Below are 23,699 nucleotides of genomic sequence, written 5' to 3' on the forward strand. Positions count from 1 at the left end.
CTTGTAGCTATATAGTGCTGAAAAATCACTGTTCGATAGACTGTGCAGAGAAAAAGGATAACTCTCCATTTTCTATAAAGAATTTGATCTCAATGGGTTTGCAGCAAATTTCGCAATCCTCAATGTAGGTTTGAGCTGCAATACTGGGGTCAAGCAGCACAGAGATATTTGAAAAGCAATAAGGGCAGGTAAAGAAATGTTCCTCGAGCATCGATGTTCTTTTTTTGGAAAACATCCATGCCGAGGGGATGTTTGATAATCTAGTCTTATTTTTTGAGGCTCATGACGTGAACATCATTCTCATCGTCAACTTTGAAAGCTGCCGAAGAGAAAGAGGGCGGGCCAAATGTACCGCTTGCGTTGTTGGAGAAACCATAGGCTTCCTGGGGAACTCCAAGCAGATTCTTGTTCAGCTTACCGTCCTCGTTTTCATCGTGAAAAGCAGAGATGGCATAGTTGCCGTCGGCCATGTCTTTGAACTGGTAGAGTGCTCTTCCGTGTTGGATTTTCACCACCGCACGGCCCACTGCCTTTTTATCGTTGTCGGGGAATCCGTCAGGGGAATTAAAAAGCAGTATCCGCACTACTCCCTTGTCGTTTTCTAAATTGTCAATAGTGACCGTGAGGTCAGTTTTGGAAGGTCTGATCATGATGAGCAATACCAATAGTACCAGGATGTTTTTCATTTTACGCTAATCGTTCAATAGTTGCTCGCCTATTGATTTTCCCGGATGCTGTCACTGTAAATGGTTCTAGAAAAAAGAACGCTTTCGGAACTGCATACTTGGAAACAAGGGCTTGAATCTGCATTTGCAAATCCCTTGCCTGATTTTCACCGACTTGGCCATTTTCTATGAGCAAACAGACTTTTTGGCCCAGGGTGTCATCGGGAAGCCCAAAAATAAAATAATTTTTTCCAGGAAATGTTTTCTCCAAAACAGGAAGTATTTGATTTTCAATTTCTTCAGGATGAATTTTGACCCCGCCGGAGTTGATTGCAAAATCCGCGCGGCCTATCCAGATAAATTCCTCGTCAGATATAAGTTGCACAATATCATTGGTTTCGAGTCGGTTTTCCCTGCCCATTGGGGAAGATATCACCAATCTGCGGTCTTCAGTTTGACCAAACTTCACACCCGGCAAGGCCTTATACACAGGGGATTGCTGGAGCCCCACTTTGGCCAAAGCTACATGGCTGACCGTCTCAGTCATTCCAAAAGTTTGATAAATGGAATTAGGGTAGGCTGAAGCTCTTTTTCTTAAGATTTCGCTCATGGGAGCGCCGCCTATGATGAGGTAAGTAATGTCACTTAATTTTGAGCTTGTGTCGGCGTTGTTGATCACATTTTCCAGTTGCAACGGAACCATAGCTGAAAAATCAAATCTTGCCTCCCCAATCTCGGCCAAAGGATTGGCGATTGGTTTTAAGAGCATTACATCTGCATCCCATTCCATTCCTCTCACCAGCATCATTTTGCCAGCAATCATTTCCGTGTTCAGGCAGCATAGCAGGCTTGCACCTTTTTGTATATTGAAAAATTGTCCTGTTCCCTTGGCACTCGCTTCCATCTGGATTCTGGCAACGATAATTGTTTTGGGTTTACCCGTAGATCCTGAGGTTTGGAGTTCAAAGGTTTCTTTTCCCAAAAGCCAAGCCTTGCAAAAATCAAGTGATTGTTGAAAATAAGGATCGGTCGACTTATAAGAACCTGTTGCAATGTCAGTAAATGGGATCTTTTCCCCGTTGATTATTAAACTTCCCATGGTCAAATATTACACCCCAAATTTAGGTAAGTCTGGGTCCTATTAAAAATTACCAAAAAAATATAAAGCGAAGTAATCAGCATTTGTTATATTTGTTTCAATAATTTATCATGGACCGCTTCATAAAGATATCGTTTTTAATGATTTACCTGCTCTTCAACGCAGGTTTGAGCTATTCTATGCATTATTGCGGGGAGAAGCTTGAGACGGTAAAAGTGTCCCATGAACATTCAAAGTGCTGTTCGGAACAGGATGTTGATCCCGATTGCTGCCTAGATGTTGATTTTCAGGATCAGCAAAACAGAGATCAGGTGCTCTTGGCTTTGGTGGACTACCAGTTCCAAAAAGTGGACTTTTCCTTTGCCATCTCCGATTTTATCGCATTGCTTCAAAAGCTTTCTGTTGAAATAAAACCCGATAGGGAGGTCTTGGATGAAACGGACTTGTTTGCCTGGAAGACGCCCATTCATATCCAGAACCAGACTTTTTTGATTTAAAAATTGGCTCCCAGCCAATTGTTGACTTATTGTGCCATTTGAATTTATAGGCACTTCCTTACAGATTTCTTCATTTGATCATTCTTATAAATGCTCAATTCTATTATCAAATTCTTTCTCGAGAATAGGCTCGTGACGGTTTTGCTGCTACTTATAATAGTGGCTTGGGGAATTATCGTAGCCCCATTTAGATGGGATACTGGGTTTTTGCCCAGTGATCCGGTGCCCGTAGATGCCATTCCCGACATAGGTGAAAACCAGCAAATTGTCTTCACCGACTGGATGGGCAAATCCCCTCAAGACGTAGAGGACCAGATCACCTATCCGCTCACCACGGCCTTACTGGGCATGCCCGGAGTAAAATCCATCCGGAGTACTTCCATGTTTGGCTTCAGCAGTATTTACCTCATTTTCGAAGAAGATGTGGAGTTTTACTGGAGTCGAAGCCGGATTTTGGAAAAGTTGAACTCTTTGCCAGCTGGGCTTCTTCCAGAAGGGGTACAGCCCCAGTTAGGTCCCGATGCCACGGGATTGGGTCAGGTTTATTTCTATACCCTAGAAGGCCGAGATGAAAAGGGCAATCCGGCAGGAGGCTGGGATCTACATGAATTGAGGACCATCCAGGATTTCTATGTGAAATACGGACTTTCAGGAGCAAAGGGAGTTGCGGAAGTGGCCAGCATAGGTGGACACGTCAAGGAATACCAGGTGGACCTTGACCCCGATGCTATGAAAGCCAACAATGTGTCCATGATGGAAGTAATGGACGCGGTCCGGAAATCCAACCTGGACGTGGGGGCCAATACCATGGAGGTCAACAAGGTGGAGTACATCGTCCGCGGTTTAGGCTATGTGAAGAGCTTGGACGATATTGAGCAGGCGGTTGTGAGAATGAACAACAACGTGCCGCTTCGAATAAAAGACGTTGCAAAAGTTAACATTGGACCCGCCAGTCGGGCAGAGCGTGCCATTTTGGATAAAGGCGGAGCCGAAGCTGTAGGTGGGGTTGTAGTGGCCAGGTACGGTGATAACCCTTTGGCAGTAATAGATGAGGTGAAAAGGAAAATCGATGAGATTTCCCCAGGTCTTCCAAGCAAAACCTTGGAAGATGGCACGGTGTCAAAAGTGACCATAGTCCCTTTTTACGACCGCTCCGGTTTGATCAATGAAACCCTATATACGCTCAATGAAGCGATTAGCCTGCAGATATTGATTACAATCATAGTTATTATTGTGATGGTGGTCAATCTAAGAGCCAGCTTGTTGATCTCTGCATTATTGCCCCTGGCTGTGCTGATGTGTTTCATTATGATGAAATACATGGGGGTAGATGCCAACATCGTGGCCTTGTCCGGTATTGCCATTGCGATTGGGACCATGGTGGATCTGGGGATTATTCTGAGTGAAAATATCCTGAGGCATTTGGGGATTGGGGATACTACCAAATCCAAGCTTACGATTATTTATGAGGCCACTACGGAAGTAGCTTCAGCAATTTTGACCGCTGTGATGACCACCATTGTCAGCTTTTTACCTGTCTTTACTTTGCAGGCGGCAGAAGGTAAGCTATTTGGGCCGTTGGCTTATACCAAGACGTTTGCCTTGGTGGCAGCTTTGATATTTACCTTGGTATTTATGCCAGCCTTTGCCCATTGGTTGTTTGGAGCTCAATTGAAATCCAGAAAAGCCAAAAGAATTGCCAACTTATTGATGACACTGGCAGGGTTGGCTATCTTGTTTGTCTTACCTTGGGCAGGTTTAGTTTTGCTTGCATTGGGGTTAAATAACCTGTTTCATACTTATTATCCTGAGAAGTTCTTTGATGGCAAATTCAAAGATGCCATTACGATTACCATTGTAGTAATTGCAGTATCCTTCCTGCTGGCATTGGAGTGGCGCCCATTGGGTCTATCTCAATCGGCCCTAGTTAACTTTATCTTTATTATAGCAGTGATAGGTTTGATATTGGGCTTATTTAGAATTTTTATCAGATTCTATAAATCTATTCTTATATGGTGCTTGGAATATAAAAAGACTTTCATGGCTTTGCCTTTAACCATAATGCTGCTAGCGTTGCTCATTTGGATGGGATTTGCCAATGTGTTTGCTTTTGTGCCAAGAGCCCTAGATGAAGTAGGGTATAATGTGCGGACGAATAAGGTTTGGTCTTCGATGGCGCATGCATTTCCTGGGATGGGTAAAGAATTTATGCCGGCACTGAATGAAGGCTCATTTTTGCTAATGCCAACTTCCATGCCCCACTCAGGCGTGGAGGCCAATATGGAAATCCTCAAACAGCTGGATATGTTGGTTCAGGCCATTCCAGAGGTAGAGACAGTGGTAGGGAAAGCTGGCCGAGCCGAAAGCCCCCTTGATCCTGCACCAATGTCCATGTATGAAAATGTGATCAACTATAAAACAGAATTCATACAGGATGAGCGGGCCAATAAATTAAGGTTTGCCGTGAATGGTGATGGGCATTTCCTGCTTAACGTGGATGAGCAGGAGTGGTTATTTGACCGTTCGGAGCAAAAGATTTTTGATGGGGAAGAGCGGCCAATGGAGGATAGAAGAGCCAGGGGTGTTCAGCGCAATATCCAACGGTACCTAGTGCCGGATAGCAAAGGGCTTCACTTTAGGCAGTGGCGTGATGAAATTAAGAGTCCAAATGACATCTGGAATGAAATCCAAAGCCGTACATCCAATCTCCCAGGGGTGACATCCGCACCAAAATTACAACCGATCGAAACTAGGTTGGTCATGTTGCAGACTGGAATGCGAGCACCTATGGGAATGAAAGTGTATGGCCCTGATTTGGAGACTATCGAAGCGTTCAGCTTGAGTCTGGAAAATTTATTAAAGGAAGTGCCGTCAGTAAAACCTGCCGCTGTATTTGCGGATAGGTCTCTAGGAAAGCCATATCTAGAGATTAACTTGGATAGGGTAGCCATGGGTAGATATGGGTTGAATGTGTCGGACGTGCAGGAATTTATTGAGATTGCCGTAGGAGGCATGACACTGTCGACCACTGTGGAAGGAAGAGAGCGATATGCCATCCGTGCAAGATTTGCACGTGAATACCGCGATGACCCTGATGCAATTTCCAGACTATTGGTCAACACCCCTTCAGGTGGGCAAATTCCCCTTCAACAGATAGCTGAGGTAACCTACCGACCTGGTCCGATGATGATCCGCGGGGAGGATTCCTTCTTGGTTGGATATGTTTTATTTGACAGACAGGATGGATATGCCGAAGTGACGGTAGTGGAGGATGCAGATAGGTTTATTAAGGAGAAAATAGCCTCTGGAGAGCTTGAGGTGCCGGCTGGGGTAACATATAACTTCAGCGGAAACTATGAAAATCAGGTCAGGGCCGAAAAAAGGTTGGCCATTGTCATTCCATTGTGTTTAACGGTGATTTTCCTTATTCTCTATTTCCAATTCAGATCCACAGCCGTGGCCCTAATGATATTTACAGCTATAGCGATGGCGTTTGCGGGAGGTTTTCTGATGCTTTGGCTGTATGGGCAAACCTGGTTTTTCGATGTCAACCTACTGGGCACCAATTTGCGTGAGCTGTTTCAAATGAGTACGGTCAACTTGAGTGTAGCCGTATGGGTAGGGTTTATCGCTCTTTTTGGGATAGCCACGGATGATGGGGTGGTCATGGGGACTTACCTCACGCAAAGCTTTGAAAGGTCCAAGCCAGAAAATAGAGCTCAGGTGAGAAAAGCAGTAGTAAGTGCGGGCTTAAAACGTATCAGGCCATGTTTGATGACCACTGCTACTACTATTCTGGCTCTATTACCAATCCTTACTTCTACCGGTAGGGGTTCGGATATCATGATCCCTATGGCCATTCCGGCATTTGGGGGGATGAGCGTTGCATTGATTTCATTATTGATCGTTCCGGTGCTTTATGCTTGGAATGAGGAAAGAAAACTTAAGGATTAATGGAAAAAGTCATATCAATTCGTAAGATTCAAATAGCTGGCGCTTCCCTTAAGAAAGCATTTCTTTCGGTAGTTCTAGTATTGCTGGCTGTGCTAGGTCAAGCTCAACAAATAGAGGAATATTTGATCCAGGCTGGGGAAAATAACCCGGAAGTAAGAGCGAATTTCCAGCGGTATCTAGCCAACCTGGAAAGGGTGCCCCAAGTGGGCAGCCTTCCCGATCCAGAGCTTTCCTTGGGCGTATTTCTTCAGCCTATGGAGCGACTGATGGGAAATCAGCGGGCGGACATCAGCATCATGCAGATGTTTCCCTGGTTTGGCATGTTGCGCACCCAAAAAGATGAAGCCAGTTTAATGGCTAATGCTTCCTATGAGCAGTTTCGTGAATCCAAAAACCAGTTGTTCTTCGAAGTGAAGTCCACTTACTATGAGCTTCATCTCTTGCAGAAAGAGATTGAGATTACGGAAGATAACTTGGAAATTCTACGCACCATGGAAAGACTTGCACTTATTCGCTACCGAGGAGGTAATATCGGTGGTGCCACCTCCAGTGCGTCCACTGCCGTAAGGGCGGCTGGTTCCAATGTGAGCAGTCCCCGTAGTAGCGGGATGAGCATGGGTCAAGCTGGGGCAGGTTCATCTGGTGCGGCTGATCGACGAGATATGGGCGGTTCCGGTGGAGGCATGAATGAAATGGGAGGTGGTAGCTCAGGAGGAAAACTTTCCGACGTACTCAGGCTACAGATTCAGATTAGATCCATGGAAAGTCAGCTGGAGACGCTAGCTGATAAAAAGCGGCCACTCATGTTCCGCTTCAACAAGCTTCTGGGAACAGAGTCAACTGCCGAAATCCAACTTGAGCAGGATCTTAGCCCAAGAATTTTAGCCTTTAATGGGGAAAGCTTCATCGACAGTGTTATGCAGGACAATCCCATGTTAAAAATGCTGGAAGCAGAGGCTGAAGTATTTTCAAAGCAGGAACAGATGGCCAAACTGGATGGAAGACCAATGATCGGGGTTGGGGCCAATTATATGGTGTTCTCACCTAGAGCGGAAATGGGTTTTCCAGGAGGTTCAGGATCCATGGAGTACATGCCATCGGGGATGGGCAACAATATGATCATGCCCATGGTGACGCTTTCATTGCCTATCTACAGAAAGAAATACAAGGCCGCTCAGAGCGAAGCCCGGTATAATAGGGAGGCAATTCAATATCAGAAGGAGAATGCTGAGAACGAATTACTTGTTCAGTTAGAAGAGACTATACGGGAAATCAGGGACTCGGAGCGCAAGGTTCTGCTGTTGGATGAGCAAGTAGAGTTGACCCAGCAGGCGCTGGATCTCATGGTGACCGCATATGCAAATGAAGGATCCTCATTCGAGGAGTTGCTTTCCGTTCAGCGGGAGCTTTTGGATTACAGACTTGAATTGATAAGTGCCATTGTGAACCAGCATACGGCCTATGCTATGCTGGACATGCTAGTGGCTAAAGGAATAAGGGAATAATTACCGATATGGAAAATATAAATAGAAAACAGATTCTGATCATTGCCTTGGGTTGCCTCTTTTTTGGGGCGATCATTGGCTGGAGCCTGAGCCCCTCGGGCAATGACCACGAGGGACATGCCCACAGTGGTGATGCAGCGAGTGAATACACCTGCAGCATGCACCCGCAAATCCGGCAAGAGGGGCCGGGTCAATGCCCCCTCTGTGGAATGGACTTGACTCCTGTGGCCTCCAGGAATGGCGGTGCCTCCGATCCAATGGTATTTGAAATGACACCTGAAGCTGTGGCCTTGGCCAATGTGGCCGTAGTTAGGGTTACCGAGGGCGGTACCGCTCAGCAGGTGCGCCTAAGTGGTAAGATCCAGCCGGATGAGCAGCAAGTCAATAGTATTGCCGCTGATTTTTCGGGAAGGATCGATAAGCTTTATGTCAGTTTTACCGGCCAAGAAGTAAGACGGGGAGAAAGGTTGGCGAGTGTTTACTCTCCTGACTTGATAAACGCCCAAAAAGAGCTTCTGGAAGCCAGCCGGATGAAGGAGAGACAGCCGATGCTGTATGAGGCGGCTAGGGAAAAGTTGCGGTTGTGGAGAGTTTCCGATAAGCAAATTGAAGAAATAGAAGCACAGGGAGAAGTGAATAGCACTTTTGAAATCTACGCCAATGCCAGCGGATACGTCACTGCTCGGAATATAGCCGTTGGGGATTTCATTTCCCGAGGAACGGTCCTTTTTGAAATTGTTGATTTGAGCCGAGTTTGGGTTATGCTTGATGCCTACGAGTCAGACCTTGGTTGGCTTAGCAAAGGAAACCAATTGACCTTTACCGTCAATGCAATTCCCGGAAAGGAGTTTAAAGGAACCGTAAATTATATTGACCCCATCATCAACCCTGAAACCCGTACAGTATCAGTGAGGGCAGAGGTCTCTAATCCTGGTCAACAACTAAAACCGGAAATGTTTGTGAATGCCACCGTACATGGTGGACAGCAAGCACAAGGGGAAAGCACCCTAATGATTCCAAGGTCTTCGGTGCTTTGGACGGGCAAAAGATCGGTAGTGTATGTGCAAAGGGGTACTGCTGATGCACCAGCCTTTGAAATGGTAGAAGTGCAATTGGGATCAAGAGTTGGAGACCAATACCAGGTTCTATCCGGCGTAAGCAGCGGGGATAAAATTGTGTCCAATGGGGTATTTGCCATTGGTGCTGCTGCTCAATTGTCGGGCAATTACAGCATGATGGGGAGGCCGGAGGCCAAGACCTTGGAAGTGCCTGATGCTTTTAGAAAGCAGATTGGGGCATTGGTGAATAGTTATTTGGAGCTAAAGGATACTTTGGTAGAAACAGAGCCTGATGCTGCGGCTAAATCCTCCCTTCGTGTCACCCAAGCCTTGGGTGCAGTGGATATGAAGTTGCTCGATGAAAAAGCCCATAATATTTATATGCCGTTGCATAAATCCATGCAGACAAGTTCACAATCAATCGCAGAAAGAAATGATGTGGAATTGCAAAGAGAGGCCTTTGAAATACTTTCAGAGCACCTTATTGAGACTGTGGAATATTTTGGAATAGAGCAAGACAAGCTCTACAAGCAGTTTTGCCCTATGGCATTTGATGATCAAGGTGCTTTCTGGCTTAGTGCCGAGAGCGAGATTAAAAATCCATATTATGGGGACATGATGCTTTCATGTGGGGAAGTGAAGAAAACATATGAAAAAGGTAAGTTGAACTATGCCGACAAGAAGGCTGCTTCAGCAGAAGCCCAACACCACCATTAAATTAATTTTAAACCAATAATTATAAACTCATGAAAAAAGTATTCATCGCCGCAGCCCTAATGGGCTTATTTATCGCTTGTGAAAACAAACCTCAAGAAGATGATCACCAGGGTCATGCTCACCATGATGATGGAAGTTCCCATGTTGCAGCAGAGGATGCTGGAGATGCCACTGAGGTTCACGCAGATTTCGCGATTTCTAAGCATTCAGAAGTTGAGCAGGTAAAAGCGTTTTACTCAGAATACCTAAACCTCAAAAATGCTTTAGTAGCAAATGACAAAGAGGCATCTGATAAGGCAGTTCAAAACCTTCAAGGATTATTGAACAATGACAACTTCAATTCAATGGAGGGGAGAGCTTCGGCAGTCGTATCGCAAATGGGATCAAGCCTGAGAAGCATGGATGGTGAATCAGTAGAAGGAAAAAGAGAAGAGCTTAATACTTTGAGTATGTCTCTGTTCACCATGCTGAAGGCTGCTGACCATGGTGTGGAGAATGCCCACCTGCAATATTGCCCGATGGCATTCAATGACCAAGGAGCCTATTGGGTGAGTGATGTGAAAGAGATCAGAAACCCATATTTTGGTGACAAAATGTTGAAATGTGGTTCTGTAAAAGAATCAATTTAAAGATAAACGGTTGTTTAATTCCCCAAAACCTGACAGGAGACCTAGTGCTCCTGCAGGTTTTTCAATTTAGCATATGAAGAAATTATTTATATACAGCCTAGCCCTTTTGCCTATTCTTTATGGATGTGGACAAGGTGAAAATAAGGAGGGTTCCGCCCATGACCATCATGAGTATGTGGAGGAGATTACAGAGGAGGATTTGAATAGCCCCAAAAGTATCCCTCGTGAAGTACACGGTCAAGTGGGGACTAACCATGTCACAATAAAATACCATTCCCCTGGTGTAAGGGGTAGAACAATCTGGGGTGGCTTGGTGGCTTATAACCAAGTTTGGGTAGCAGGTGCCCACCAGGCCACAAGTGTGGAGTTCTCAATACCGATTGAAGTGGAAGGGCAACAGATTCCAAAAGGAAAATATGCTTTTTTTGCTGTGCCGGGAAAAGAAACTTGGCACTTGATCCTCAATAAAAACTGGGAACAACACTTGACCGATGAATATGCTGAGGAGGATGATCTTGTGAGAATCGAAGTTACTCCTAATCAGGTTTCAACTGTGGAGCGCTTGGAATATGAAATAATTGATGCGCAAGGTGAGGCAGGTGAAATAGTGATGAGATGGGATACCTTGGAGGTTAAATTGCCTTTTACCAATAAATAACGGATAGATTAGTATAATTTGATAAATGGCCTCTTATGGTTTGAATTAGAGCCATTTATCATTTTTTTTTTAAAAGGCTTTGAAATAAAAAAATGCCTATAATTTTACGGATGGAAATCGTTTGCAAAGGAATCCGTATGTATAATGGGTAGGTTGGTTTTTGTTAGAATTGCTTTATTATCAGTCTTTTTAAGCTTGAGCCTGAAATCTGTTGGCTCTGAACAGATAACTTTTGAACAACTGCTTGAAAAAGCCCACGCCTTTCAATATCAGTCTAAAGATTCAGCATTTTATTATATAGAACAAGCCAAAGTTCTTGCGAAAAACATAGGCCACCGAACCTTGAAAGGAAAGGTAGCCAATAGGGAAGGAGCGGTCCACTATGTGGCAGGCAATTACCAGCTTGCTTTGGAGAAGTTCCTTGAGGCTGAAGAGATCTTTAGGGGTTCTAAAGCTTCGCTTGATTACATTTTTGCCCTCAACGGGCGAGGCCTAATCTATTTGGGCCAAAAATAGTACAGGGATGCCATCGAGATTTGGGAAACCACACTGATCCTGAATGAAGACATAAAGGACACTAAGGCCCTTTCCAAAAATCTTTTCAATATGGGAATTGCCTATGCTGAGCTGAAAGAGTTTGACACTGCCTTGGAAAAACTTATCGGTAGTTTGGAAAAGGTGCTCAAGGATCCTTCAGATCATCTTAAATACATGATCCAAAACCGCTTGGCCAAAACCTATTTTGATACCGGCAATATTCCTATGGCTGAGAAATACTATCATCAGGTATTAAAAGATTCGGCCATCATCAACAATTGGGAGAAAACATTTGCTTTTACGGGCTTGGCTGAAGTGAGACAGATGCAGCACAAATATGACGATGCTTTGGTGATGGCTCAGAAAGGGTATGAATACGGGTTGTTTGTAGGCGCCTACTGGGATTTGTGTAGGGTCACCGTGTCCTTGGCCAATATTTATGAAGCCAAAGGTGATTATGAAAATGCCTTGGCCTTTAATAGGCTTCACAAAAGCTATAGCGACAGCCTTTACTCAGAATCGAAGGATCTTCAGATTTCGGCTCTGGAATTAAAGTTAGCCAAGGCCGAAAATGAGGTTTTGCGAACGGAGAAGGATTTGATGGATGACGTTGTGATCCGAAAGAATTTCATCCTGTCTCTACTAGTGATGGTTTTGATGGGCTTTGTTTTTATTGTCTTTATTTATCGGAAAAGTTTAAAGCATAAGGAAGCTTTTAATAAGACCCTCAAAAGAAAAAACAAAGCCATACAGAAGCAGAAAAAGGAGATTTCGACAAAAAACAAATCCTTGAACCAACTGAATGAAGCGAAAACAAGGATTTTCTCAGTGCTGACCCACGACCTTCGCTCTCCGATCAACTCCATCAAGCAACTTTTGGAGCTGCAAAAAGAAGGGGTGTTCACCCAAGAAGAAACCGATCAGGCCTTGGACTTGCTGTATGAACAGATTGTGAAAACGGACCAGATGATGGCTCAATTGCTACAATGGGCTAATCAGCAGCTTGAGGGCGCCAAGGTGAATCAGCGAAAGTTGGATCTGACCCAAGAGATAGAGAATGTTATAGATCTATATGAATTTCAGGCCGGCGCAAAGAAAATCAGCGTGAGGCACGATAAATCTGAGGAGATTCATATCTTATTTGATATAGGTGACCTGAAGATCATCCTTCAAAACTTATTAAACAACGCCATTAAATTTACCCCGGCAGAAGGGCATATTGTCTTTTTCTATTCCTTTGCTGATGGTAATCTGGTAAACCTCCATATTAAAGATTCCGGATTAGGTATGGAGCAGGGTCAGATTGAGTTTTTGAAAGGAAGTGACCTGAAAATGATGGATTCTGTTTTGGGCACTGAAAACGAATCCGGCTCTGGCCTCGGTCTTTTGTTGGTAAAACAATTTATGACCAACAATGGGGCTTCTTTGGAGATCATAAGTAAAAAAGGAGAAGGTACAGAGTTTATCCTGACCTTCTCCTTGGTTGACGAGTCAGTATTACAGGTAAAATAGCAACCTACTGGAAAGCGTATATAAATTGGCCAAATCTTTCATGAATGGCTTTTTCGAGGTCTTCCCTGTGCTCAGGGGCAGCGATTTTCATCAATTCGTAAGCCCTTTGTCTCAAGTTTTTCCCATACAGGTAAGCAACCCCGTACTCGGTGACCACATAATGCATATGTGCCCTTGTGGTCACCACACCCGCGCCTTGCTTGAGGAAAGGGACGATTTTGGATTTGCCGCCTTTGGTGGCCGCATTGAGTGCCATCACAGGTTTTCCACCTTCTGAAAGAGCCGCTCCACGCATGAAATCCATCTGTCCACCTACACCAGAGTAGTGGTAACTTCCAATACTATCAGCACAAACCTGCCCGGTAAGGTCAATTTCAAGACAGCTGTTGATGGAAACCACTTTCGGGTTTTTCCGTATCACTGCGGTATCGTTGACATACGCCGCCTCATGGAAGGTAAATTCAGGGTTGTCATTCACCCTATTGTATAGTTTCTCGGTTCCGATGGCAAAGGAAGTAACTATTTTGCCTGGATGCTTTTTCTTGTATTTGTTGGTAATTGCACCTGTGTCCAAAAGATCAACTACTCCATCCGAAAACATCTCGGTGTGAATGCCCAAGTCCTTGTGAGTAGTGAGTGCCTTTAAAACCGCATCCGGGATGGCGCCGATTCCCATCTGGAGGGTAGAACCGTCCTCAATCAGTTCAGCTATATATTTTCCAATGGTAAGCTCTCTTTCTCCCAACTTCAATCCGTAATTTACTTCAGGTAAGGCCTCGTCTACCTCTACGGCAGCGTGAAATCTACTAAAGTGGATCAAGCCGTCTCCATGCGTTCTGGGCATCCTTTTGTTCACCTGTGCTATGATGATCTTGGCCTTCTCAATTGCAGGTTTCGCAATGTCAACTGAAACTCCCATGGAGCAGTATCCATGTGCATCAGGTGGGGAAACATGCAGTATGGCCACATCAATAGGCAGGATGTCCCTTCTAAACAACAACCCGATTTCACTCAAAAATATTGGTACATATCCTCCTTGTTCGCAATTCACCGCCTGTCTCACATTTTCGGACACGAAAAGAGAGTTAATAAAAAAACTGCCTTTGCAGTCAGGTTGGGCAAGAGGCATTTCTCCCAAGGTGGAGATTGACACCACTTCCACATTTTCCAATTCCTCTTTACGATTGGCTAGGGCTTTTAACATGACAGTCGGTGTCGCCGCACTTCCATGTACAAAAATTCTCTGTTGGCTTTTTACGATTTTGACAGCTTCTTCAGCTGAGGTATAAGAGTAATACATAGGTGATAGTTGATTTAGAATATGAGTTACATTGCGATGTTTTCAGCCTGTTGTTTATTGATTAAGGCAGATTTTACCATGATAAATTCAGAAATGTTTTCTTGGTCCAGCATGCCCAAGAAATGGTGGTTTTCATATACCAGGGCGACTTTTTGGTTTTCGGCGGCCATTTTCTTCATGGCCTCCTCCAGTGGCATGAATATCTCTAGTACCAAAGGCGTCAAATTGGCCACTTTTTCCACCAAGATTTGATCATCGGCCTCATTGAGCCCCTTGATCATCTCCTCCCGGCTCAAGGTCCCCACTGGTTCATCGTCACGCACCACCACAAAATGGGTAGCCTGACCATCCAGAAGTTTTTCAATTGCCTTACTCAAGGGGGCGTCAAAACTTATCACGGGAAACCGACTCATCAGCACATCGCTGACCTTGAAGCCATGTAGCAAAGATTGGTTTTTCGTTTGGGTCACTTCTGCGGATGCTCCAAGGAAGATGAAAATACCAATTAAGACGAGAATGGGGTTGTAGAATAGGCCTAGAAAGACAAAGCCAATAGCCAATATCTGGCCTATGCCTCCAGCGATCTCGGTAGCCCTTACCCTTGGTACCCTGATCGAAAGCAAGGCCCTCAACACCCTGCCGCCATCCATTGGAAATGCCGGTACCATATTGAAGATGGCTAAAAAAAGATTGGCGGTGGCTAGATATAGCCAAATTGTCTGCCCATTTAAGCGTATATCCTCCATTTGGTTCAGGTCGAAGCCTACAAAGCTGATGGCGACAGTCAGCAACAGAAAGATGACGATATTGACTAGTGGACCGGCTATAGCTACCCAAAGCTCCTGCTTGGGGTCTTCTGGGAGTTTTTCCAGCCTCGCCAAGCCTCCAATAGGTAGTAAGATAATATCCCGCGTCTGGATTCCGTATTTCTTAGCAGTGAGGGCATGGCCAAACTCATGGAGAAGCACACAGAAAAAGATAGCCAAAATAAAAGCAATTGTCCAGGCGGTGTCCTCCATTGTCAATCCTGAACGCATGCTGGAGATCAAGATCCAAATCAAAAGCAAGCTGAAAGTCCAGTGGATAAAGACCTTGATGCCGCTATATTTTCCAAGATATAAAGAGAATTTCATGCTCTATTTTTGGCTGTTAAGTCAATGGTTATGTGCCTACTACATGCTGAATGGCAAAATGTTTAATGTCTTGCCCTTTGGATCAATTTACAATTTTTCCTTTGATTTCTCTGCAAAGAACGCCCACCGAGTGTCTTAAAATAATGACCATTGTCAGGTTTTTTGATGATTGTAATTAGGAGATACTTATAATTCTTTATAAATAAACTCCTTTCAATATTTTTAATAAGTAAAAAAAGATAAATAAAAGTATGGTTTTATGGGTTTTGACCATTGTAGAACAAAACAATGTTTTGAGTCAGTAGGGTTTTTGATTTATAGAAATACATATATTTTAGTATATTCGCAATTCCAGAACTTAGAACAGTTCTGCTCGGTTGAAATAGAAGCAAAAACCCAAATATATGTCAGTTAGTCAAACGTTGTACAAGCCAAACAATCATATCAGAATTGTGACGGCTGCATCCCTTTTTGACGGCCATGATGCCGCTATCAACATCATGAGGCGAATCATCCAATCTACCGGCTGTGAAGTGATCCATTTAGGACACAACCGGTCGGTTCAGGAGATTGTGGATTGTGCCATCCAAGAAGACGTGCAGGCCATTGCCATTACATCCTATCAAGGTGGGCACGTCGAGTTTTTCAAATATATGTATGACCTTTTGAAGGAAAAAGGTGCTGGGCATATTAAGCTTTTTGGTGGGGGAGGGGGGACCATCCTTCCGGAAGAAATTAAAGAATTGCATGAATACGGCATTACCAGAATCTATTCTCCTGATGATGGGCGCTCATTAGGCTTGCAAGGGATGATCAATGACTTGGTGAAGTTGGCCGATTTTCCTGTTGGGAAAGATCTTTCCGATGATCACAAGATCACCAGATGCGACAAGCAGTCTATTGCCAAACTGATATCTGCCGCTGAGAATTATCCTGAAGAAACCAAGGGAAAACTTGAGGAGGTAAGAAATACGAGTCATCAATCCAAAACCCCAGTATTGGGGATTACCGGAACAGGTGGCGCCGGTAAGTCCTCTTTGGTGGATGAGTTGGTACGAAGATTTTTGATAGATTTTGAGGATAAAAACATTGCGATCATCTCAGTAGATCCTTCCAAAAGGAAAACCGGTGGAGCACTTCTTGGAGATAGGATCAGAATGAACGCCATCCACCATCCAAGAGTGTATATGCGCTCGTTGGCTACGAGACAGTCCAATCTTGCCCTTTCTAAATATGTGCAGGATGCTGTGGATATTGTGAAAGCTGCGCAATTTGACCTTATCATCCTCGAAACTTCCGGTATTGGCCAGTCTGATACTGAAATTATCGAGCACTCCGACCTTTCCTTATATGTGATGACTCCAGAATACGGGGCGGCCACGCAATTGGAAAAGATCGACATGCTGGATTTTGCAGACATAATCGCTTTGAATAAATTTGACAAGCGTGGTGCACAGGATGCCCTTCGTGATGTCAAAAAACAATATAAGAGGAATCACAACCTCTGGGAAACTGCCGATGAGGATATTCCGGTATTCGGAACCATCGCCTCACAGTTTAACGACCCGGGAATGAACAACCTGTATAAGGCTATCGTTTCAAAAGTAAAAGAGAAGACCTCAGCCGACTTGAATTCCAGCTTTGAGATCACTGGGGAGATGTCTGAAAAGATCTTCATCATCCCTCCGGCTAGAACCCGTTATCTGTCTGAAATTGCGGAAAATAACCGTCAGTATGACAAGTGGGTTGAGGAGCAGAAAGAGGTTGCCCAAAAGCTTTTCAGCCTCAAAAAATCCATCGAAGCGATCAAAGGTGCAGGCGTGGAGGATCAGGACCGTTTGGTGAAGGAGCTGGAAGAAATATACGCCAAGGTTGAACTTGAGCTTGATCCAAAAAATAAGAAATGGCTGGAAGAGTGGGATACCACTGTGGGCAAGTATGGAGAAGATTATTATACCTTTAAAGTAAGGGACAAGGAAATTAAAGTTAAGACTTTTAGCAGCTCGCTGGCCAATACCCGTATTCCAAAAGTAGCCCTTCCAAAGTACGAGGCTTGGGGTGATTTGCTGAAATGGGGATTGAAGGAGAACGTGCCGGGTGAGTTTCCTTACACCGCGGGAGTTTTTCCATTCAAAAGAGAAGGGGAGGACCCAACCAGGATGTTTGCCGGTGAAGGCGGACCTGAGAGAACCAACAAGCGTTTCCATTACGTTTCCAAAGGCATGCCCGCCAAAAGGCTATCCACTGCCTTCGACTCGGTGACGCTGTACGGTGAAGATCCAGATTACAGACCTGATATTTATGGGAAAATAGGTAACTCCGGAGTGAACATTTGTTGCTTGGATGATGCCAAGAAGCTATATTCCGGATTCAATCTGGCAGATCCGATGACTTCTGTCTCAATGACCATCAACGGGCCAGCGGCTACCATGACTGCCTTTTTTATGAACGCTGCTATTGACCAGCAGTGTGAGCTTTATATCAGAGAACACGGGCTGGAAGCAGAAGTCAACCAGAAAATCGATAAAATCTACTCTGAAAAAGGTGTAGAGAGACCTCAATACCATGGTACCATTCCTGAAGGAAACGATGGGCTTGGGCTGATGCTTTTGGGTGTCACTGGTGACCAAGTTTTGCCTGCTGACATTTATCAAAAGATAAAGTTTGATACCATTGCCAAAGTTAGAGGGACTGTTCAGGCTGATATCTTGAAGGAAGATCAGGCCCAAAACACCTGTATCTTCAGCACAGAATTTTCCTTGAGGTTGATGGGGGATGTTCAGCAGTATTTTATTGAAAACAACATCCGGAACTTCTATTCGGTTTCTATTTCCGGCTATCATATCGCAGAAGCAGGTGCCAATCCGATTACACAGTTGGCCCTGACACTTTCCAATGGCTTTACCTATGTGGAGTACTATGTGTCAAGAGGTATGGATATCAACAAGTTTGCGCCAAACCTTTCCTTCTTCTTTTCAAACGGGATTGACCCGGAATATGCGGTAATCGGCCGAGTAGCCAGAAGGGTTTGGGCCAAAGCCATGAAGCTTAAGTATGGCGCCAATGCCAGGTCTCAGATGCTGAAGTACCATATTCAGACTTCCGGTAGATCATTGCATGCCCAGGAGATTGATTTTAATGATATTAGAACTACTCTTCAGGCTCTTTATGCTATATATGACAACTGTAACTCACTTCACACCAATGCCTATGATGAGGCAATTACCACGCCTACAGAAGCCTCTGTAAGAAGAGCTATGGCCATTCAATTGATCATTAACAAAGAACTGGGGCTTGCCAAGAATGAAAATCCAATCCAAGGTGGTTTTATCATTGAAGAGTTGACTGATTTGGTGGAAGAAGCAGTTTATGCTGAATTTGACCGAATCACGGAGCGCGGGGGCGTGTTGGGTGCCATGGAGACTATGTACCAGAGAGGTAAGATCCAGGAGGAAAGCCTTCATTATGAAATGCTGAAGCACACAGGTGAATATCCAATCATTGGTGTAAATACTTTCCTTTCTTCAGATGGTTCGCCTACGGTGACTCCAGGTGAAGTGATCAGAGCCACACAGGAAGAAAAAGAAGCACAGATATCAACCTTGCAAAACCTTCATAAGAAATATGAAACCCTTTCGGGTAAATTGTTGAAAGATTTGCAGAAAGCAGCTGTACAGAATGATAATCTCTTTGATAAGCTTATGGAGGCTGCAAAGCATTGTTCGTTAGGGCAGATTACACATGCCTTGTATGAAGTGGGAGGGCAGTACCGCCGCAATATGTAAAACTTATTTAGTATATTAGCTAAACATTTAGAAATGGGTCGTTCTGGAAATGGCCCATTTCTGTTGGAATAAAATTTCTATCATGTCTAATAAAAGAACAATAAAGATCAGCATGCTGGCTGATCACGAGTATGAAGCCGTAAATGCTTTTGGCAACAAAGTGAGCATTGATATGTATGATGGCGAAGAAAAAAAGCATCAATCCCCTATGGAGCTGTTGCTTTCTGCTCTAGGGAGCTGTGCGGTCGTAGATGCTGTGTCAATGATGAAGAAGAAAAGGAAGGAAGTAGTGGACTTCACAATTGATGTGGAAGGGGAGAGAAATGATGGGATTCCGGCTTTCTATAGAACCATCCATATGCACTTTACTCTGGTCTCTTCTGATGCAAAGGAAGAGGAGTTGGCCAAGGTAATCAAATTATCCGTAGATAAATATTGCTCTGTGGCCTCTTCTCTGAAATCAGAGATCACGTATAGTTCAGAAGTGAAGCGGCCATGAGAATAGTAAAAGAGATGACCGTTAGTGATGTAAGGGTTAGCATCTTTTCTTGGAATAACAAATACCTGCTCAAATTTGAGCAGGGTATGGTTGAGCAAACCTTTAAAGTCAGCGAAACAGATATTTTGGAGGAGTCAGACCTTGATCAGTTTTTGGGAGGGCCGTTTTTTGACGCTGTTCAAAAAAGATTCGAGGAAATGCACCAATCGCTTTATAATCAGTTATAAAATCTTTAATTTTGGCGCTGATTTGATAATTTTAAGATGAAATATAGTTATTTATTGTTGATTTTTGTGGCAATGTTATTCTTCCAATGTGAAGATAAGGTGAGTAAGCGAGATATAGATAACTTTGCCCAAATCGACAGCGTCATTCAGGAAATCGAATCTGAGCTTACCCCACTGGAGACTGAGATTGCAGAGTTAGCAACCTTCACTACTTATTTGTATGAAAACCAAAATGACCTGGTTGACAAAGCAAATAGGAATAAGTTTGCCTTTAGTGACTCTGGGGTTTTTTACAATCCCGACCCACAGGCGGAGGAAAGTGCCGTGTATATCTCCACACTTACCTCCAATAGGCAAGAGGCTATGCGGCAGGCTTATTTCACGGAAAGCCAGGATTCCCTTTTCTCCCGCTTGGTTAATAGCAATCCTATTGTTTCTCAGGTGTTTTATAACACCAAAAACCAATTCTCCAGGGTCTATCCCAATTACAGTGTATTGACCATGGTAGACCCTGATCTTGACCTGACTACCTTCAATTTTTACTATATGGGTGATGAGGTGAGAAATCCCCAAAAGGGGGCTAAATGGCTTGAGGAAGTTTATATTGACCCTGTGGGAAGGGGATGGGTGCTTTCCTTGATTCACCCAGTTTACTACCAAAACAAACTCCAGGGGGTTTTGGGATTTGATATCACCGTAAATAATTTAGTCGGGAATTTTCTGGATAAATCGGCCAAAAATTTGGTAATTGTGGATGCGGGAGGCACTATTATAGCCGGCAAGGCCAACGCCATCGAAGCATTAGATATGCCGCCACTGAAAAATCATACGTATATTCAGACCATCAATACTGATAACTTCCCGGTAGAAGATTTTAACCTATTCAAATCCAAAAACAAAGAAGTCAGAAGGATGATCTCAAGATTTTTGCTTGAAAAAGATAACAGCTTTGAGTTAAGTCTGGATGGTAAAACCAACCAAGTCTACTGTAAAAGGCTCAATATTTTAAACTGGTATATTATTGATATCAATAATTTGTGAAAGGGAGCATTTTAGACCAAAATATTGATCGCCCCCAACGATTTTGGGTGTTGACAGGCTTGTCCCTCGTCTCTGTCCTATTAATTCTATTTTTAGGCTACCTGTTCTATGCTGCCCTTTCCTCAAACCTTTTGGAAACCAAAGAGGAGCTGCTCAAAAAGCAGTCGGAAGTAGCCGCCAACGAGGCACAGCGGAAATTCAATTCCCTTGAAGAGGATATTATTTATTATGCCAGCATTTTGGAAAGCATGCATGGCTCCACAGTGGCCGATGGCGCCAACGAGGTGAGAACGCGGCGGCTACTAAACAATTATTCAAACCTAATTGATCAGCTGGTTATCCAACATCCAACGGTGGATGGCCTCATCATATATTCTACCCAACAGGATAATCATATCACCAGGGAATTGTCCAATGAGGTGTTGAAGTATGACCCCCGGGAAAGCTTTATCATTACCACGCCGGTCCATAAGATTAGGGTGATCGTCAAGGTCAATCTCGAGAATTATTTCCAGAACCACGTTGACAGTTATTATTTGGGAAGTGATGGTTACAAGGCATTATATGCCCAGGACACGTTTCAGATATTGAATGGTCAATCCGAGCAGCATGAAATTAATTATTCGCCATCCCTTGCCCAAAAAATATCCTATGATGTGGTCGCTGGATTAAAAGGAAATTATGAGGGAACAATCATTAAGGACGGCGAGGAAATAAAGGTACTGGCTGCCCAATATCCCTTTAAAATCAGGCAGCTGAATCATCAGTACGCTTTTGTTTTCTTTTTGGAGAAGCGTACCATTGTATCCGGTATCTATGAAGCGTACTTTTACCTCTTTGCACTGTTATTCTTACTATTATGTGTTTTGATGGTCATGCTCTTTAAGTTCTCCAAAGAAACCACCGAAAGCTATCAGCTTCTTAGCAGTACCACTTCTGAACTCAACCAGCTCTTCAGGCAGCAAACCATGTTGCTACAGGAGTCCAATAGCTTTGTGTATTATCATGATGCAAAGGGCAAGATTTTCAAGGTAAGCGAAAATATTGAATCGGTGCTAGGATATACAGAGGAGGACTTCATGGATAATTTCCGAAGAATTTTCCCGCATAACGAACTCCGTCACGTACGTCAAAAAGCCAAAGAGGCAGTTAGAACTCGAAAGGACTATCTGAACTTTGAGTGTGATCTGGTTAAAAAGAATGGGGAAGTTATTCGGACTAAAAACTTCGAAAGATTGTATTACGATGAGGATGGCAAACTGTCAGGTAGTGTAGGTATCTGTACCGATATTACAGAGAAGCACCTTGCCGAGCAGGATATTATCAAGAGTGAAAATACCCTGAGATCGGTATTGGAAAGCATACCGGATATAGTTTTTATTTATGACAATTATGGAGTGTTCCAAGATTATCATGTCAAGGACGCCAGCATGCTGCTGATGCCGCCTGAAGAAGGTTTAGGCAAAACTATTTTGGAAGTGCTTCCAGGGCCATACAATGTTCAAATGATGGAAGCATTGGAGAAAACTGCAGAGACTGGTGAAATGCAAACTCGAGAAATGCAGGTTTATCTTCAAGGCGGCAAGAAGTATTTTGAAATTAGATTCATAAAACTTGATGAGGAAAGGGTGATGTCACTTGGGCGTGATGTGACCAGTCAAAAGCTTCTTGAAAAAGGTTTGCGCGAGGCAAAAGAAGCAGCGGAATCGGCCAGTAGGGCTAAAAGTGACTTCCTTGCCAATATGAGCCATGAAATCAGAACTCCTATGAATGGGCTTTTGGGCATGATTGGATTGTTGGCCAACACCAACCTCTCTCCAGAGCAAAAGCGGTTTATCCAGGTGATTCGGGATTCCGGAGACAGCTTGTTGACCATAATTAAGGATATCCTTGATTACAGTAAAATTGAAGCGGGTAAACTTGAACTCAACCTTACCGACATCAATTTCCGTGAGCAAGTAAATAAGGTGGTCAATATTTTCTCCGCTTTAGTGGCTGAGAAAAAAATCAATCTTAAGCTTGAGATCGAAGAATCTACGCCTAATTGGATTTTGATGGATAGGGACAAGCTATTCCAGATTCTATTCAATCTAGTCGGAAACGCGGTGAAGTTTACTCCAAAGGATGGGGATATTACCATCAAGGTGACCAGTGAGCAGATCCTTAATTCCAACATCATGCTTTACTTCACCGTGAGCGATACGGGGATTGGTATACCAGAGGATAAGATTTCTACCTTGACAGATCCATTTACCCAAGTGGATGGATCGAAAAGCAGGGAATATACTGGCACAGGACTGGGCCTGGCTATTGCCAACAAGCTTATCGAATTGATGGGTGGCAGTCTTCATATAGAAAGTGAGGAAGGCAAAGGTTCCAGTTTCTCCTTTACACTTTTTGTGACCGTGGGCGAAAAGCCAATAGATAAATCCGAGGTGGGAAGCCCTACAGAAGTGAGCTTGCCAGAGGAAAATCTCAGCGCTCTATCGGATAAGTATCCGCTTAAGATCCTAATGGCTGAAGACAATGAAATCAACATTCAGTTCATGTCCATAATTTTTAAACAGATGGGGTATATTCCTGATTTTGCCAAGAATGGGGTGGAAGCTGTGGCCATGTGCAAAAGTAAGCGTTACGACCTGATCTTTATGGATAATCAAATGCCCAAGATGAATGGACTGGAAGCTACAAAAGCCATCCGAGAAATTGAAGGGGACCATAAGCCTACCATTATTGGGTTGTCAGCCAATATATTCAAGGATGAAATTGAAAAAGCATACGAAGCCGGTATGGATGATTACCTGACCAAACCTGTTAAGATTGACCAAATCGCTGAAAGAATCAAAATAAGTTATCAGAATATTTATGGATAAAAAAAAACCG

At 43.8% G+C, this 23,699-nt stretch carries 18 protein-coding genes; 13 read left to right on the forward strand and 5 right to left on the reverse strand.

Translation table 11 applies throughout. The features are described from left to right. Positions 1 to 25: 25 nt before the first annotated feature. From KI659_RS03445 to KI659_RS03455, 3 genes are read right to left on the reverse strand one after another with little or no spacing between them, the layout of a single operon-like run. Positions 26 to 211, reverse strand: coding sequence for a CPXCG motif-containing cysteine-rich protein (locus KI659_RS03445; RefSeq protein ID WP_213943930.1), 186 nt, complete (start codon positions 209 to 211; stop codon positions 26 to 28). A 55-nt stretch (positions 212 to 266) separates the two neighbouring features. After that, entirely contained in the window at positions 267 to 686 is a 420-nt protein-coding gene (locus tag KI659_RS03450) for a DUF2141 domain-containing protein (RefSeq protein ID WP_213943931.1), read from the reverse strand. 1 nt (position 687) lies between these two features. Next, positions 688 to 1,764: an AMP-binding protein gene (locus tag KI659_RS03455; protein WP_213943932.1), complete on the reverse strand. Its 1,077-nt coding sequence runs from the start codon at positions 1,762 to 1,764 to the stop codon at positions 688 to 690. 110 nt (positions 1,765 to 1,874) lie between these two features. Between KI659_RS03455 and KI659_RS03460 the strand changes: the two genes are divergently transcribed. The 8 genes from KI659_RS03460 to KI659_RS03495 all read left to right on the forward strand — a co-directional run bounded on the left by KI659_RS03460 (position 1,875) and on the right by KI659_RS03495 (position 12,831). Further along, a complete protein-coding gene (locus tag KI659_RS03460; protein WP_213943933.1) occupies positions 1,875 to 2,261 on the forward strand; it encodes an HYC_CC_PP family protein in 387 nt (128 codons plus the stop codon). Positions 2,262 to 2,351: 90 nt separating this feature from the next. Beyond that, positions 2,352 to 6,215, forward strand: a complete 3,864-nt coding sequence (locus KI659_RS03465; RefSeq protein WP_213943934.1) for an efflux RND transporter permease subunit — start codon at positions 2,352 to 2,354, stop codon at positions 6,213 to 6,215. Further along, positions 6,215 to 7,720: a TolC family protein gene (locus KI659_RS03470; RefSeq protein WP_213943935.1), complete on the forward strand. Its 1,506-nt coding sequence runs from the start codon at positions 6,215 to 6,217 to the stop codon at positions 7,718 to 7,720. Before KI659_RS03465 ends, KI659_RS03470 begins: the two co-directional genes overlap by 1 nt. Positions 7,721 to 7,728: 8 nt before the next feature. After that, positions 7,729 to 9,495: an efflux RND transporter periplasmic adaptor subunit gene (locus KI659_RS03475; protein ID WP_213943936.1), complete on the forward strand. Its 1,767-nt coding sequence runs from the start codon at positions 7,729 to 7,731 to the stop codon at positions 9,493 to 9,495. Between the two features lie 29 nt (positions 9,496 to 9,524). Next, positions 9,525 to 10,124 carry a DUF3347 domain-containing protein gene (locus KI659_RS03480; protein ID WP_213943937.1) on the forward strand — a complete coding sequence of 200 codons (600 nt, stop codon included), beginning with the start codon at positions 9,525 to 9,527 and terminating at the stop codon, positions 10,122 to 10,124. A 73-nt stretch (positions 10,125 to 10,197) separates the two neighbouring features. Further along, positions 10,198 to 10,782, forward strand: a complete 585-nt coding sequence (locus tag KI659_RS03485) for a DUF2911 domain-containing protein (RefSeq protein ID WP_213943938.1) — start codon at positions 10,198 to 10,200, stop codon at positions 10,780 to 10,782. Positions 10,783 to 10,977: 195 nt separating this feature from the next. After that, complete coding sequence (locus KI659_RS03490; protein WP_213943939.1) at positions 10,978 to 11,298, forward strand: hypothetical protein; 321 nt, start codon at positions 10,978 to 10,980, stop codon at positions 11,296 to 11,298. A 90-nt stretch (positions 11,299 to 11,388) separates the two neighbouring features. Continuing rightward, complete coding sequence (locus tag KI659_RS03495) at positions 11,389 to 12,831, forward strand: tetratricopeptide repeat-containing sensor histidine kinase (RefSeq protein WP_213943940.1); 1,443 nt, start codon at positions 11,389 to 11,391, stop codon at positions 12,829 to 12,831. Positions 12,832 to 12,835: 4 nt separating this feature from the next. Here the strand turns inward: KI659_RS03495 and KI659_RS03500 are convergent, their stop codons facing one another. After that, entirely contained in the window at positions 12,836 to 14,131 is a 1,296-nt protein-coding gene (locus KI659_RS03500) for an acetyl-CoA hydrolase/transferase family protein (RefSeq protein WP_213943941.1), read from the reverse strand. A 26-nt stretch (positions 14,132 to 14,157) separates the two neighbouring features. Next, complete coding sequence (locus KI659_RS03505) at positions 14,158 to 15,264, reverse strand: site-2 protease family protein (RefSeq protein WP_213943942.1); 1,107 nt, start codon at positions 15,262 to 15,264, stop codon at positions 14,158 to 14,160. Between the two features lie 404 nt (positions 15,265 to 15,668). Here KI659_RS03505 and KI659_RS03510 point away from each other — a divergent pair, with 404 nt between their 5' ends. The 5 genes from KI659_RS03510 to KI659_RS03530 all read left to right on the forward strand — a co-directional run bounded on the left by KI659_RS03510 (position 15,669) and on the right by KI659_RS03530 (position 23,689). Further along, positions 15,669 to 19,049 (forward strand): methylmalonyl-CoA mutase family protein, encoded by a 3,381-nt coding sequence (locus KI659_RS03510; RefSeq protein WP_213943943.1) that lies wholly within the window; start codon positions 15,669 to 15,671, stop codon positions 19,047 to 19,049. 82 nt (positions 19,050 to 19,131) lie between these two features. Next, entirely contained in the window at positions 19,132 to 19,548 is a 417-nt protein-coding gene (locus KI659_RS03515; RefSeq protein ID WP_246535271.1) for an OsmC family protein, read from the forward strand. Next, positions 19,545 to 19,775: a hypothetical protein gene (locus KI659_RS03520; RefSeq protein ID WP_213943944.1), complete on the forward strand. Its 231-nt coding sequence runs from the start codon at positions 19,545 to 19,547 to the stop codon at positions 19,773 to 19,775. The genes KI659_RS03515 and KI659_RS03520 overlap by 4 nt, the downstream gene beginning before the upstream one ends. A 36-nt stretch (positions 19,776 to 19,811) precedes the next feature. Beyond that, positions 19,812 to 20,816, forward strand: coding sequence for a cysteine protease (locus tag KI659_RS03525; protein ID WP_213943945.1), 1,005 nt, complete (start codon positions 19,812 to 19,814; stop codon positions 20,814 to 20,816). A 131-nt stretch (positions 20,817 to 20,947) separates the two neighbouring features. After that, the gene (locus KI659_RS03530) at positions 20,948 to 23,689 is read left to right on the forward strand and encodes a PAS domain-containing sensor histidine kinase (RefSeq protein WP_246535272.1); all 2,742 of its coding nucleotides are present in this window, start codon (positions 20,948 to 20,950) and stop codon (positions 23,687 to 23,689) included. The last annotated feature ends 10 nt before the right edge of the window (positions 23,690 to 23,699 follow it).

The sequence above is a fragment of the Litoribacter ruber genome, assembly GCF_018449405.1.
Lineage (GTDB): Bacteria > Bacteroidota > Bacteroidia > Cytophagales > Cyclobacteriaceae > Litoribacter > Litoribacter ruber.

Coding starts and splice junctions, on each gene's coding strand:
- KI659_RS03445 (WP_213943930.1), bottom strand. CDS start 211: ATGCTCGAGGAACATTTCTTTACCTGCCCTTATTGCTTTTCAAATATC.
- KI659_RS03450 (WP_213943931.1), bottom strand. CDS start 686: ATGAAAAACATCCTGGTACTATTGGTATTGCTCATCATGATCAGACCT.
- KI659_RS03455 (WP_213943932.1), bottom strand. CDS start 1,764: ATGGGAAGTTTAATAATCAACGGGGAAAAGATCCCATTTACTGACATT.
- KI659_RS03460 (WP_213943933.1), top strand. CDS start 1,875: ATGGACCGCTTCATAAAGATATCGTTTTTAATGATTTACCTGCTCTTC.
- KI659_RS03465 (WP_213943934.1), top strand. CDS start 2,352: ATGCTCAATTCTATTATCAAATTCTTTCTCGAGAATAGGCTCGTGACG.
- KI659_RS03470 (WP_213943935.1), top strand. CDS start 6,215: ATGGAAAAAGTCATATCAATTCGTAAGATTCAAATAGCTGGCGCTTCC.
- KI659_RS03475 (WP_213943936.1), top strand. CDS start 7,729: ATGGAAAATATAAATAGAAAACAGATTCTGATCATTGCCTTGGGTTGC.
- KI659_RS03480 (WP_213943937.1), top strand. CDS start 9,525: ATGAAAAAAGTATTCATCGCCGCAGCCCTAATGGGCTTATTTATCGCT.
- KI659_RS03485 (WP_213943938.1), top strand. CDS start 10,198: ATGAAGAAATTATTTATATACAGCCTAGCCCTTTTGCCTATTCTTTAT.
- KI659_RS03495 (WP_213943940.1), top strand. CDS start 11,389: ATGGGAATTGCCTATGCTGAGCTGAAAGAGTTTGACACTGCCTTGGAA.
- KI659_RS03500 (WP_213943941.1), bottom strand. CDS start 14,131: ATGTATTACTCTTATACCTCAGCTGAAGAAGCTGTCAAAATCGTAAAA.
- KI659_RS03505 (WP_213943942.1), bottom strand. CDS start 15,264: ATGAAATTCTCTTTATATCTTGGAAAATATAGCGGCATCAAGGTCTTT.
- KI659_RS03510 (WP_213943943.1), top strand. CDS start 15,669: ATGTCAGTTAGTCAAACGTTGTACAAGCCAAACAATCATATCAGAATT.
- KI659_RS03515 (WP_246535271.1), top strand. CDS start 19,132: ATGTCTAATAAAAGAACAATAAAGATCAGCATGCTGGCTGATCACGAG.
- KI659_RS03520 (WP_213943944.1), top strand. CDS start 19,545: ATGAGAATAGTAAAAGAGATGACCGTTAGTGATGTAAGGGTTAGCATC.
- KI659_RS03525 (WP_213943945.1), top strand. CDS start 19,812: ATGAAATATAGTTATTTATTGTTGATTTTTGTGGCAATGTTATTCTTC.